We start from the raw sequence: 13,487 nt of genomic DNA, 5'->3' as shown, positions 1-13,487 counted from the left end.
AGTTTTTACGACTTTGAAAAGTCATAAAATTACTGGTGCATTAATTTCTGCTGACTTATATACAGCTTCTTGAGCTTTTAAAGTTTTTAAATAATTGTCTCCACTAGTTTCAAAAGCATCACCTGAAATAAGCTTGTCTATAAAATCACGCTGGAAAATATAACAGCAATCTCCAGCAAAACCAACATCATTATGTATGTAATGATGGTTCTTTTCTGATTCTCCAAGTTTCTGAACTGTTATTTTTCCATCCGAATACAAACGAACTGATCCCTCAGACCCATCTATTAGATACTCGCCGAAGGTATAACGTTGCTTCTTAAAGTTGTTTTCATTAAATCGATTTGCGTCCCAAATTGCATGAGATTTGTTTTCAAAATTTAGAATCATCAAACCTGAATCTTCTCCTTTTATTACGGGGTTTAACCTTTTCAAAATAGCATACACACTTTCAACCTCACCCGCATGATACCTGAAAGTATCAATGAAATGAACCCCCGTTTCATAAATAAGCAATTTTTTATAGTCTCTGAAATAAGGTTGTCTTGATAAATATGCATCATCACCCCATCCATCGCCCATTCGGCTTCTAAAATTTAAACTGAATAAATCACCAATATCTCCTTCATTTATAATTTTTTTTATTTCTCTATGCCAAGGCTGGAACCTAAAATTTTCATGCACTACAAATCGGACTCCCTTTTTTGAAACATAATCAACAATCTTTTGAGATTCTTCAATTGTTGGTGCCAAGGGTTTTTGACAAATTATATCTACCCCATGATCAGCAGCAAACTTGCACATTTCAAAATGCGTTTCAGGTGGGGTAATAATATCTACAAAGTCTGGTTTTTCTTTTAAAATCATTTCTTTATAATCAGAATAATGATTTTTTATATTATAGGGCTCCATTATACTCTTTGCACGTTCTAAATTAGAATTACAAATTGCAGTAATTTCAACCTCAGGAATACGCGTCCATGCTTCATATTGAAACCTGCTAAAATATCCTGCACCTATGGCAACACCTTTTAATTTAGTTTTCATCATTAATCGCTTTTGTAGAATCCATAAATATCCAACACACAATTGCCACTAATCCTAGAAATGCTGCAACGTAAAAAAACGGATCATTTGAGCCTGTCCAAGCTTGTAAGTAAGGGAAAGCTAATGCCGTTGTAAAAGCTCCTAAATTCCCTGCCATATTCATCATACCTGATACTTTTCCAGAATTTTCTTTACCAATATCCATGCAAAACGACCAAGATGGACTTAAAGCCATATCGGCTCCAAAAATGGCAACTGACAAACAAAGTACAGCCCCTAGAGCAGTCTCCATATATAAACTTGACAGTATACCAATTACAACTAAACTAAATCCTATAATTGCAGGAATTTGTCTCGACAGCTTCCAGCGTCCAGTTTTATAAATAGTATCAACAGTATAGCCTGATACCCAGTTTCCAACCGCCCCTGCTAACAAAGGCAACATCGCATAAAAACCTGTTGTTACTAAGTTTAAGCTATACTTAGCTTTAATATAAGGAAATAGCCAAGTGAGCATAAAAAAGAAAATAAAATTACTCCCTATATATTGAATCATAGCTAAGATCACATTTTTAGACCCCAAAATCTTACTTAAAGGCAAAGTGACCTTTACACCTTCTTCTTGTTGGCGATTTTTAATAATATAATTTTTTTCCTCTTCTGAAATGCCAGGATGTTCTTCTGGCTTATTTCTAAATAAAAAATAAAACAATAGAGAACTAGCAATACCAACTGCTCCAAAAAAATAAAAAATAGCACGCCAACCCCAAGCATCAATTAAGTAAGCAACTAAGGGTAGGGCAAATGCCGCGCCTAATCTAGATCCTGAAAAATTAATCCCTTGAAAAATGCCGCGTTCTTTTAGCGGAACCCACGAATATGCTGCTCTTGAAATATTAGGAAAAGCTCCAGCTTCTCCAGCACCAAAAACGAATCTAAAAAATAGCATTGAAACATAGTTCCATGCTGCTCCTGTAAAGGCTGTGAAAATAGACCATAATACCATGATGGTTGTCATTACTTTTCTGACGCCATATTTATCACCAAGAGCGCCTCCAGGAACTTGAAATAAGGCGTAACCCAGCGCAAACGCGCTTAAAACCCATCCCATTTCAATATCAGTAAGATTTAAATCACCACTTATTGAATCTTTAGCAGATGAAATACAAACCCTATCTATATATAATAGTAGCGTAATTAAAAATGAACCTGCAAAAAATCCATATCGCCTTGTTGGTATTTTAGTAGCCATATAATGAAAGTTTTTTTATTATGTTTAAAAGTGAATTTTCGTTGCCTACATTTCCTGGAAACACGATATATAATAAGTTAGTAAACTTTGTTTCCTCTCCCATTTCCCAAACTGGAATTCCAGCCTCAATTTGCCCTATTACCTTAGAACGTTTCATACCTAAGCCCTTCAAAGCTAAATCATTTGAAGTTATACCTCCTTTTGCCAACAGATATTTCGGTCGTGAATTCATATTCTTCAATAGTGAGACAAGTGCATTTGATACTTGCGAAGCTATATTTATGTTTGATTTTGAATTTTTTCCCGTAACTAGTTTTCTACTTGTAAAAACAAGTACATCTTTTCCTTCAGAAATATGCTTATCAATGATCAACCCTAAACCTTCCATGTACATTTTAGATTGTTCTCCCAAAATTTTAGCTACATCAACTTCAACAATAGTTTCTTTATTAAAGTGTTCTAATGCGCGATTAAGTTGTATTGAAGATTTAGGAACATAAGAGCCTACAATTGTTAATCCTCCATTTTTATTCGCAATATCTACTATTTCTTCGGCATGTAAAACAGGCTTAGGTTTTAATCCAATGTAACTGGGAACAAAAGAACTTGATGTTCTATATACAATATTTTTACCCATTTTCTCTGCAAGAAGCAACGCATTAGTTACTTTATCCAGATCTTTATAATTGAGTGCATTTATAATGCAATACTCATCAGAATTAATATGATTAATTTGAACACTAAGCTCCGCGACATCTAAACTTCTAATAGCTTCAATACCAATAGAATGAATATCTACAGATTTTACTCTCCCTTTCGTTTTTTCCTCAATCCATGCTTTTAGATTAGCATTTTTATAGCCAAATGTATGATCCTGAGCAAATGGGGTTTCACTAACAGGAGTCAACTCATTTTGGTTTGAAATGTAATGCGTATCATTAATAGTAACACGACCTCCTTCAAACATTACAGGAATAAAAACAGTAATAGCGTTAGTTAAATGGATGTTAGATTTTATAATGTCTACCTCTGAAAAATGACCTCGTAATGTGGAATCACTCCTACTTATTATTGTAAATGCTCTATTTGTTGCCTGGGAAGCAAGTAATATGTTTCTTGAAATTTGAGAATACATTTGAGTAGACTCTATTTCGCTTAAACTTCTCGAGTTGGTTAATAAAAAAAACGTTGGTGTTTCTTTTTTAAATTCCTCAATTAATACCTCAATATCCCAGTTTGTTAAAAGTGGAATATCATAAACTGTTTGATTCCCTGTAGGATCATCATCAACAACAACACAAGTTCTATTTAGTTGACGAAACAATTCATGGTTTAAGCTCCTATAATCTGAAGTGCTTTCTTCAGGTAATTGCTCTATGATATCTGATAACGAAATGCTCATTAGTATTTTTCAATGGCGATTACACGTGCTGGTGCCCCATCTCCTTCCCCAATTTTAAGAGGCAGAGCAACAAGCTCTACACAATTAGATTGAAGTTTATCAAGGTTGGTAAGCCCTTCAATAATAACAACTCCTTTTAATAATATTCTATGAATATGTGTCACCTCTTCTATATTGTTAACATCAGCCACAGAAGGTGGTTCAACACCAAGCATTTTTACCTTATGCTCTAAACACCAATGCGCTAATTCCTCACTAATTCTTGGCAGCTCATCACGGTATTTTGGAGTATTTACATACTGCGCCCAAGATGTCCAAAAGATTAAACTATCTCCCGCAGTGAATTCCCTTTGAATATCCTGAGGTATATGATTCGAATTAATAAGTCCCTTGGAGCCTACATGTCGTACATCAATTAACCATGCCTTTCCAACAAAATCTGTAACCGGAATTTCATCAATAGTTTGATGACTTACATCAAAATGAATTGGTGCATCCATATGGGTGCCGCAGTGCGAATAAAAATTAAGCGTACTTGCATTCCAACCATCATTTTCAACAGTTTTACTAGCTTCCTTTGAGAAACCAGTAAAACTATCAGTATAAGTCAATGTAAGATCAACTATTGTAGCCATTAATTAAAGATTTCTAATTACGGCATCAGCAACATCGGAAGTTTTTGCACTACCGCCTAAATCAACAGTAAGCACACCTTCAGAGGTACTTTTATCAACCGCTGCCATAATGCTATCGGCCGCTTCTTTTTCTCCTAAATGCTCTAACATAATTGCTGCCGACCATATTTGTCCGTACGGATTTGCAATGTTTTCTCCAGCAATATCCGGTGCTGAACCATGAATAGGCTCAAACATAGATGGAAATTCTTTTTCAGGATTAATATTTCCACTTCCTCCAAGACCTAAACTTCCCATAACTGCTCCACCTAAGTCACTTAAAATATCTCCAAAAAGATTTGTAGTAAGTACTACATCAAAAATCTCTGGCTTCAAAACAAACATAGCCGTTGAGTTATCAATATACATTTGCTCATGCTTAACATCAGGATATTCTTGAGCAACCTCAGCAATTACTCGGTCCCAATACGATAAACTATTTATTAGCGTATTTGATTTCGTAATATGAGTCACTTTATTTCTTCTTTTTCGAGCCAATTTAAAAGCATAATGCGCTACACGCTCAATGCCCTTTCTTGTAAAAACACTAGTATCTATACCCATGCCGTTAGCCTCATCAGGCAAATATTGCCCTCCCATTTGAACAAATTCCCCTTCTGTGTTTTCTCTAACAATTACAAAATCAATATGCTTTTCTGTACGTAAAGGTCTAGTCACTCCTGGATACGTTCTTACTGGTCTGTAATTTACATATTGATTAAAAGAAGTTCTTACCTTAAACGTATAATCCTTAGCAGGAAGCGTATCATCAACAGCTGGCAAACCAACCGACCCAAAATATACTGCATCGAATTCTTTAAGCGATTCTAATCCATTATCTGGTAAAAATTTTCCATTCTTAAGATAATAACCAGCTCCCCAATCAAATGTTTTCGAGGTAATTTTAAAATCATGATTTTTTGCTACGGCTTCTAAGACTCTATACCCTTCTGGTACAATTTCATTTCCTATACCATCTCCTGGTACCACTGCGATATTGTAATTTTTCACTTTATTGTATTTATTGATTTAATAATAATATTCTTGATTTTTCTATATGTTCTCTTGCGAATTTCTCAGCGTTATCCGCATTGCCTTTCTCTATAGCATCTATAATTTTTGCATGTTCACCTAATGTTTCTTCGGGGGGTCTTAACAGGCCCCGGCTAATTACTTTTTCATGAATATTTCCAAAGAAATAAATCTTATCCAAAGGCAAATTACCCGTAAGTTTAATAAGTAAAGAGTGAAATTTCTCATCAGCTTTCGCATATACCTGCAAATCGATTTCTTTTTGAGAAAGAAAACAACTAAAACAATCTCTAAGCTCCTTAACCGCAGTTTTATCACTAGACAATGCCAGTAATCTCGCCGCCATACCTTCCAAAGCTTCCCGACACACATAAATGTCAAATATTTCCTTTTGACCTAAAGAGCGCACAAACATCCCTCGCCTAGGAATACTTTCAACTAAATACTCATTTTCGAGAGCTAACAAAGCTCTCATAAGCGGTGTACGACTCACTCCAAGCGCTTCCGCTATTTTCTCTTGAACTATTTTTTCTCCCTGTTTTAACTCACCACTAATAATCATTTCCTTGACTTTGAGGTAAACAGGTTCATTAAGGTTTTGATATTCAATCATAAACAGTATTTTGTATACAAAAAACAATTATACGATATTTTTCTTATTTATGAAGAATATCTAATAGTTATTTTGAAATCTAAACCTAAATAAACATTTTAAGAACAGCTCCAAATAATCCAGATGCATGATTACTTACGTATATAGAATGTTTTAATATTAAAATTTGTTTGATTTTAACAAAAACACTAATAACACTAAAAACATTAAACCATGAAAAAATTAGTATTGAGTACCGTAATTGTATTAGCGTTAAGTTTATCTTTTACATCATGTAGAGATTCGAAAAAAGCAGATTCAGTTGAAGAAGCTGTAGAAAACGTAAGTGATGCGGTTGAAAACGCAGCTGAAGCTACAGGTGATGCTATTGACAGTGCCGTTGAAGCAACTGGCGATGCCGCTGAAGCGACTGGTGATGCTATCGAAAATGCTGCCGAAGCTACAGGTGAAGCAGTAGAAAGTGCAGTAGATGCTACTGGCGAAGCTGCTGAAAATGCTACTGATGCAGTAAAAAAGGAAGCTGACAAAGTAAAGATAGAGCACTAAAAATTGTTCACATAATTTAAAAAAACCACCTAAATTAGGTGGTTTTTTTTCTAAGATTTTATACTTGCTACTCTTTTCATAATAACTCTTTAAAACGAAGAGACAATTTACATTCTTAAAAATTTACTTTTTTCTTGAAGAAGGAACAGGAAATTCCTCCAATAGTGTTCTTGTTCTGAATCTAAAATCATGTCTTTTGAATTCTGGATCATTCACATCAAGACTTAAATCGCAATCAAAACGAATAAGCATATTTTCATTGCTAACTCCCTGACCATGAGTTACACCACGATAGCTTGTACTCGTATGGGCTAAGCCCCAAGTTATACCTCGTCCATTACCATCATCTGCAAATGCATTCGGAATATATGGACCTACGGCAATAGGTGGAGCAACAACAAGTGATGCTATTTCGAAATTCACACCATCTGGAGCATATTGAATGGTATTTTTTTCAGGACCATTTATACTAACAAATGCTGCAACCCCGCCTTTAAAAGGAAATAAACCAGTTTCATGTCCAGAGTTTAAAACTGGATTAAGTGGGTGTTTTTCAAATGGACCAAGGGGGCTCTCTGATATAGCAACACCTTGTCCGATTCTGAAATGTCCAGTCCCATCATGTAAAATCATTTTGTAAGGCCCTCCTTTATAATAAATGTAAATTTTTCCATTGTAAACTAACGGATACGGATCATGTATTGCTCCCTCATCCCATTCACCCTTAGCTCCAAAATCGACCACGATTTTACCATGTGCTTTCCATGGCCCATCTGGAGAATCTGCTATAGAAACCGAAGCAGGAGCGCGATCTCCTTCTCCACTGTATGGCATTTTATTAAATGCTTGGTAATATAAATAGTATTTCCCTTTATATGCTAAGACATCAGGTGTAGAAACAGAGCGCCAGCCCAGCTCTCCTTTTGGTGGACGAGGAACAGCTACCCCTTCTTCCTTCCATTCGTAACCATCCTTACTTGTAGCATACCAAATCTCTGCTAAATCCCAATCAGCGGATGGAATAACATCGCTAGCTAAATGAGACCGATTTGAACCTGTAGGTGGAGATTTCGTTTCTCTTTTTGTATACCATACATAATATTTCCCATTAATAAGTAAAATTTTACTAGGATCTCTTCGTGAAACAGAAAGTCCCTTTGGAGAATTAAAACCACTCACTTCAGAATATCCAAAATTACTGAAGAGCTCATTTTCTCTATCTTCATAAATACCCCAATGATCATAAAGACGATGCATAGCAGTGCTAATTGAGCGATCTGTTGGTTTATCAACAGGGATAATTGCTGGAAAAACAGGAGGTTTTGAACTATTTGATTTCCCTTCTTCTTGGGAAAAGCATACTTGAGCAGAGATAATCCCGATTAGCAGTACTAATTTTAGTTTAGTGTGATTCATAATAATATATTTTCTTTAATTATTCCTTACTATTTATATTTATTGTTTTTATTTATCTTTTTACTGCAAGCCTACAGGTTTCAAACAAAAATATCTTGATTTTTTAGCTGCTATATAAATAAAACCATTACCTCCTTATCTTACACGTCTTAACTTACCCATACTTCTTAATAAGTTCTCTTCTTTTCCCACTTACTTCCTTCTAATGCGAATCTGTTCTAATATCGAAAACGAAATAATCACACTAATGAATTTTATTTCCAGTTTTTTATTCATCACTTGTAACAAATGTTATATTACCAAGTACCACATAAAATGCCAGGTAATGATGAGGCAAATCAAGGCTATTAACAGATATGATACCTAAAAGATCAAAACTCCTTTATTCCTGGTGTCGCTGCCTCCAAGGTCGTTTTAATTAGGCCCTATTCTCCCAAACTTCTAACATAGAAATTTATGACAACGAACAGAGTATGTAATTAGAGATAGCAATACTGATTATATGTTTTTTAAATAAAAATTCCATTTTAGCCCTACTCTTGGGCAGGTGAATTTATTTAGATCTATCATCTCTTTTTGAAGTATACTTCATAGCGCCCGTAAGTCGCATCCAAATCATAACATGAACATCCATTAGCTTCATTTTAATTAGGTTATTAAAACCTCTTTTTGAATCTGTTAATTTTCACTTCTAGGACATCTTCTATCTAAATCTAGATATCCAAATTCAAACATTTGAATCAAAGTGATTTTCGTATTAGAACATCTTTATGGAATAGGACTTGCATTCTTAACTACCTGATCTATTGGTATTGAAAACCTCTCTATAATTTGATTCATGTCATCATAGTATATGATAATATTAAATTAAAAGATAAAATTATATAATACTTATTGAATTTTTCGAGTAAAAAATGGTCAATTCAAGTAAACTTTACTCATTTTAATGAATGGAATTAGTATCGAGAATAAAATTTTCTATTTAAAGTTATTCAAACTGGCATTTAGTTTATCAAATAAATACACTGAAAGCCTTTTGCTAAAATTAGTTACAAAGTTATTTGCGAAGATTACGAAATCCTTGTTTCATAATCATTAAGAAGTTATAAAATGATAGTAATTAGTTAACACTGTTTACTATTCTGGGATAGTATTTACGTGCAAAAACTACCTATTCACATAAATAAAATAAGTTTAAAAAAAACATCCATTTGTCGTTTATAAACTAAAAAAGCCTAAGCAGGAAATCCTGCAAAGGCTTAGTACTGAAGACGGGACTTGAACCCGTACGTCCTAATGGACATTGGATTTTAAGTCCAACGTGTCTACCAATTCCACCACTTCAGCATCTTGGTATTTTTTCAAGAAAGTCTCAGAGCGAAAGACGGGATTTGAACCCGCGACCCCCACCTTGGCAAGGTGATGCTCTACCCCTGAGCTACTTTCGCAGTCTTTTAATGAACATACAACCTCTCGATTGCGGATGCAAATTTAAAATATTTCTAGGAATTCCAAAGGCTTTTATTAAAATAAATGAAAATATTTTTAAGCTTGTTTTTTCTTAACCAACATACGCTTAATTTCATTCAATTTCATAAGCGCTTCTACCGGGGTAAGCGTATCAATATCAGTATGTAATATTTCATCTTTGATATTCTCTAGTAATGGATCGTCAAGGTTGAAAAAACTCAATTGCAAATCATCACTAAGTGTTTTCACCTTATCTGTAAGCTCCTCACTTGAGTGCGACTTCTCCAATTTCTCTAATATCTTGTTTGCTCTTCGCAAAACTTGCTGTGGCATTCCAGCCATTTTAGCCACATGAATACCAAAACTATGTGCGCTTCCACCTTCAACCAGTTTTCTTAGAAACAAAACATTATCTTTTAACTCTTTTACAGATACATTAAAGTTTTTAATACGTCCGAAAGTTTCACTCATTTCATTTAACTCATGATAATGTGTTGCAAATAAAGTTTTAGGCTTTGAAGGATGCTCATGTAAATATTCGCTAATTGCCCAAGCTATTGAAATACCATCATATGTACTTGTGCCACGACCTATTTCATCAAGCAACACTAAACTTCGATCTGAAATATTATTCAAAATAGATGCTGTTTCATTCATTTCTACCATAAAAGTAGATTCTCCCATAGAAATATTATCACTTGCCCCTACTCTTGTGAATATTTTATCCACCAACCCTATTTTAGCTTCTGCTGCAGGTACAAAGCTCCCTATTTGAGCTAATAGAACAATCAATGCTGTTTGACGTAAAATTGCAGATTTACCAGACATATTAGGACCAGTAATCATAATAATTTGTTGATCTGTTCTGTCTAAAAACACATCATTAGCAATATAAGCTTCACCTATTGGCAATTGTTTTTCAATAACCGGATGACGACCATCTTTTATATCTAAATCAAAAGAGTCATCAATCTGTGGATAGCTATAATTATTATCGTTTGCTAATTGTGCAAATCCGCATAAACAATCTATTTGTCCAATTAAATAGGCATTTTGTTGTACCGCTTTAATGTACTGATTCATCCAAGCAACTAATTCAGAAAACAATTGTTGTTCTATAGCTAAAATACGCTCTTCAGCACCTAAAATTTTGGCTTCGTATTCTTTAAGCTCTTCGTTAATGTAACGTTCTGCATTAACTAAAGTTTGTTTACGTATCCATTCTTCAGGAACTTTATCTTTATGTGTATTTCTAACTTCTATATAATACCCAAAAACATTATTTGATGCTATTTTGAGCGATGTAATTCCAGTACGTTCGCTTTCTCGCTCTAGCATATTATCTAAATAATCTTTTCCAGATTTAGACAAACCTCTCAATTCATCTAATTCCGAAGAAAAACCAGTAGCTATACTATGGCCTTTCAATACATTTACTGGGGCATCTTCATTTAAAGTTTGCTTAATTTTTTCGCGAAGCACCTCACAACTCTGTAAATTATCACCAATAATTTGTAGAGATTCATTTTTAGAATTAGAAGCTAAGCTTTTTATTGGAACAATAGCTTCTAATGAATTTTTAAGTTGAATAACCTCTCGAGGATTTACTTTTCCTGTAGCCGTTTTAGAAATTAAACGCTCTAAATCGCCAATGTGTTTTATATGATTTTGAACCATTTGAAGTACCTCATCTTCTTTAGTTAAGAAACTCACTACTTCATGGCGCTGTTTTATTTTTTCGACGTTTTTAAGAGGTAATGCTAGCCAACGTTTTAACAACCTCCCACCCATAGGCGAAATGGTTTTATCAATCACATTTAAAAGTGTAATTGCATTATTATTGGTAGAATTATAAAGCTCTAAATTTCGGATAGTAAATTTATCCATCCACACATAATCATCTTCCGCAATTCTAGAAATTGAAGTGATATGTTGTAGTTTGTTATGCTGCGTTTCTCCCAAATAATGCAGAATAGAACCAGAAGCTATAATCCCTTCATATAAATCTTCAACTCCAAAACCTTTAAGCGTTTTTGTATTAAAATGTTTAGTTAAAGTTTCGTAAGCATAATCTGTTTGGTATACCCAATCTTCTAAATAAAACATATGGAAATCATGTCCAAAAGTCTCATTAAAAAGGGTGCGTTTCTGCTTAGACACTAAGACTTCACTCGGACTAAAATTTTGAAGTAACTTATCAATGTACTCCACATTTCCCTGTGATGTTAAAAATTCACCTGTAGAAATATCTAAAAATGAAATTCCAATATATTTTTTATCAAAATACACCGAACATAAAAAGTTGTTCAATTTTGAAACTAACACTTCGTCATTTAAAGCAACACCAGGAGTTACTAATTCTGTAACCCCTCGTTTCACAATGGTTTTAGTTTGTTTCGGGTCTTCTAATTGATCACAAATAGCAACACGCTCTCCTGCTTTTACCAATTTTGGTAAATAGGTATTTAATGAATGGTGCGGAAATCCTGCTAACTCTGTCTCACTCTCACTACCGGCACCACGCTTGGTTAATATTATGCCCAAAATACCCGCCGCCTTAACCGCATCACTCCCAAAGGTTTCATAGAAATCACCTACACGAAACAACAATAAAGCATCTGGATACTTTGCTTTAATGGCATTGTATTGTTTCATTAACGGGGTTTCTTTTTTTGCTTTTTTAGCCAATGGAAAAGTGGTTTTTAAGTGTTACTTTTGACAAAATTGTAGCATGCAATGTACTATTAATTTAATGTTTTTTTAAGTCGATTTTTCAGAAGTTATCTACAATTAAAGCGAGATTTCAACAATAAAACCATGCGTAAATTAAAAAATAGCGAATTAGACAGACTAAGTGTTGACGGATTTAAATCAGCAAAAAAAACACCCATTATCATTGTTTTAGATAATATTAGAAGCCTGAATAATATTGGCTCGGTATTTAGAACTAGTGACGCCTTTCTCATTGAAAAAATTTATCTCTGTGGTATTACTGCTAAACCACCACATAAAGACATTCATAAAACCGCACTGGGAAGCACCGAAACGGTTGACTGGGAGTATGCTGAAAACACGATGGACATCATCAAAAAACTTAAGACTGAAAGTGTAAAAGTATGCGCTATTGAGCAAGCAGAGAATGCCACTATGCTCGATCATTTTACTGTTGAAAAAAATAATACGTACGCATTAGTTTTTGGTAACGAGGTAAAAGGTGTTACGCAAGACGTGGTAGATGCTAGTGATTTGGTTCTGGAAATTCCTCAATTTGGTACGAAACATTCTTTGAACATTTCTGTAAGTTGTGGCATAGTAACTTGGGATGTATTTTGCAAACTTAAATCCGTTGGCTAGAAAAACAAAAAGACCTTGGCCTACAAAAGATGCCATGGAACAGATTTACGACAAGCACCTTTGGGGCGGCAGTGAATTTGATTTTTATTCTGGCGAAGGCTCTTACAACCCTGAAATAATTACCCCTTATTTAGATACGGTTGAGCATTTCTTAAAATCTTTCAATAATACATTAACTGTTTGCGACTTAGGCTGTGGTGACTTTAATGTAGGAAGTCATTTGGTAAAACACGTTCAAAAATATATGGCTATAGATATTGTTAAGCCCCTTATTCACAGAAACAAAAGCCGTTTTAAAAATGAAAACTTAAAGTTTTATTGTCTTGACATAGCAAAAGACGAACTTCCACCTGCAGATTGTGTTATTCTGCGCCAAGTATTACAACATTTATCAAATACTGAAATACAGCAAGTGGTTAAAAAAATAGCCAATTACAAATACATCATTCTAACTGAGCACCTCCCTTCTGGAAATTTCGTCCCTAATAAAGATATTATTTCAGGACAAGGTATTAGATTGAAAAAGCATAGTGGTGTTGACATTATGGAAGGCCCTTTTCACTTTAAAATTAAAAACAAAAAACTGCTTTGTGAATCTATTTTAGAAAATAATAAAGGATGTATTACAACAACCTTATATCAAATATTTTAAACCTCCTTTTGCAATTTAACTTGATTTTA

At 34.1% G+C, this 13,487-nt stretch carries 11 protein-coding genes and 2 tRNA genes; 3 read left to right on the top strand and 10 right to left on the bottom strand.

The annotated features are described in order from the left end of the window. Window positions 1–21: 21 nt before the first annotated feature. The 6 genes from Q0857_RS05125 to Q0857_RS05100 are packed head-to-tail and all read right to left on the bottom strand — an operon-like array spanning window position 22 to window position 6,020. On the bottom strand, window positions 22–1,050 hold the full coding sequence (locus tag Q0857_RS05125; protein ID WP_298532830.1) for a Gfo/Idh/MocA family oxidoreductase: 1,029 nt from the start codon (window positions 1,048–1,050) through the stop codon (window positions 22–24). Then, window positions 1,037–2,299, bottom strand: coding sequence for an MFS transporter (locus Q0857_RS05120; protein WP_298532829.1), 1,263 nt, complete (start codon window positions 2,297–2,299; stop codon window positions 1,037–1,039). The genes Q0857_RS05125 and Q0857_RS05120 overlap by 14 nt, the downstream gene beginning before the upstream one ends. Next, window positions 2,289–3,701 (bottom strand): four-carbon acid sugar kinase family protein, encoded by a 1,413-nt coding sequence (locus Q0857_RS05115; protein WP_298532828.1) that lies wholly within the window; start codon window positions 3,699–3,701, stop codon window positions 2,289–2,291. Before Q0857_RS05115 ends, Q0857_RS05120 begins: the two co-directional genes overlap by 11 nt. Then, window positions 3,701–4,336, bottom strand: a complete 636-nt coding sequence (locus Q0857_RS05110; RefSeq protein WP_298532827.1) for a cyclase family protein — start codon at window positions 4,334–4,336, stop codon at window positions 3,701–3,703. Before Q0857_RS05110 ends, Q0857_RS05115 begins: the two co-directional genes overlap by 1 nt. Before the next feature lie 3 nt (window positions 4,337–4,339). Further along, complete coding sequence (locus tag Q0857_RS05105; RefSeq protein ID WP_298532826.1) at window positions 4,340–5,386, bottom strand: tartrate dehydrogenase; 1,047 nt, start codon at window positions 5,384–5,386, stop codon at window positions 4,340–4,342. Between the two features lie 10 nt (window positions 5,387–5,396). Then, on the bottom strand, window positions 5,397–6,020 hold the full coding sequence (locus Q0857_RS05100; RefSeq protein ID WP_298532825.1) for a GntR family transcriptional regulator: 624 nt from the start codon (window positions 6,018–6,020) through the stop codon (window positions 5,397–5,399). Window positions 6,021–6,233: 213 nt separating this feature from the next. On the opposite strand from Q0857_RS05100, the gene Q0857_RS05095 reads away from it, so the two are divergent. Further along, window positions 6,234–6,566 carry a hypothetical protein gene (locus Q0857_RS05095; RefSeq protein WP_298532824.1) on the top strand — a complete coding sequence of 111 codons (333 nt, stop codon included), beginning with the start codon at window positions 6,234–6,236 and terminating at the stop codon, window positions 6,564–6,566. A gap of 123 nt (window positions 6,567–6,689) precedes the next feature. On the opposite strand, the gene Q0857_RS05090 is transcribed toward Q0857_RS05095, so the two are convergent. The 4 genes from Q0857_RS05090 to mutS all read right to left on the bottom strand — a co-directional run bounded on the left by Q0857_RS05090 (window position 6,690) and on the right by mutS (window position 12,140). Further along, window positions 6,690–7,982 carry a family 43 glycosylhydrolase gene (locus tag Q0857_RS05090; protein ID WP_298532823.1) on the bottom strand — a complete coding sequence of 431 codons (1,293 nt, stop codon included), beginning with the start codon at window positions 7,980–7,982 and terminating at the stop codon, window positions 6,690–6,692. Between the two features lie 1,263 nt (window positions 7,983–9,245). Next, window positions 9,246–9,329, bottom strand: a tRNA-Leu gene (locus Q0857_RS05085). Window positions 9,330–9,358: 29 nt separating this feature from the next. Further along, a tRNA-Gly gene (locus tag Q0857_RS05080) sits at window positions 9,359–9,430 on the bottom strand. A gap of 97 nt (window positions 9,431–9,527) precedes the next feature. Next, window positions 9,528–12,140 (bottom strand): DNA mismatch repair protein MutS, encoded by a 2,613-nt coding sequence (gene mutS, locus Q0857_RS05075; RefSeq protein WP_298532822.1) that lies wholly within the window; start codon window positions 12,138–12,140, stop codon window positions 9,528–9,530. A 129-nt stretch (window positions 12,141–12,269) separates the two neighbouring features. On the opposite strand from mutS, the gene Q0857_RS05070 reads away from it, so the two are divergent. Further along, the gene (locus Q0857_RS05070) at window positions 12,270–12,806 is read left to right on the top strand and encodes an RNA methyltransferase (protein ID WP_298532821.1); all 537 of its coding nucleotides are present in this window, start codon (window positions 12,270–12,272) and stop codon (window positions 12,804–12,806) included. Continuing rightward, complete coding sequence (locus Q0857_RS05065; RefSeq protein ID WP_298532820.1) at window positions 12,799–13,458, top strand: class I SAM-dependent methyltransferase; 660 nt, start codon at window positions 12,799–12,801, stop codon at window positions 13,456–13,458. Before Q0857_RS05070 ends, Q0857_RS05065 begins: the two co-directional genes overlap by 8 nt. The last annotated feature ends 29 nt before the right edge of the window (window positions 13,459–13,487 follow it).

This window comes from uncultured Algibacter sp. (genome assembly GCF_947495925.1).
Classification (GTDB): domain Bacteria; phylum Bacteroidota; class Bacteroidia; order Flavobacteriales; family Flavobacteriaceae; genus Algibacter_E.
The sequence above is the reverse complement of the archived record's forward strand: the minus strand, read 5'-3'. Positions and strand labels throughout refer to the sequence as shown.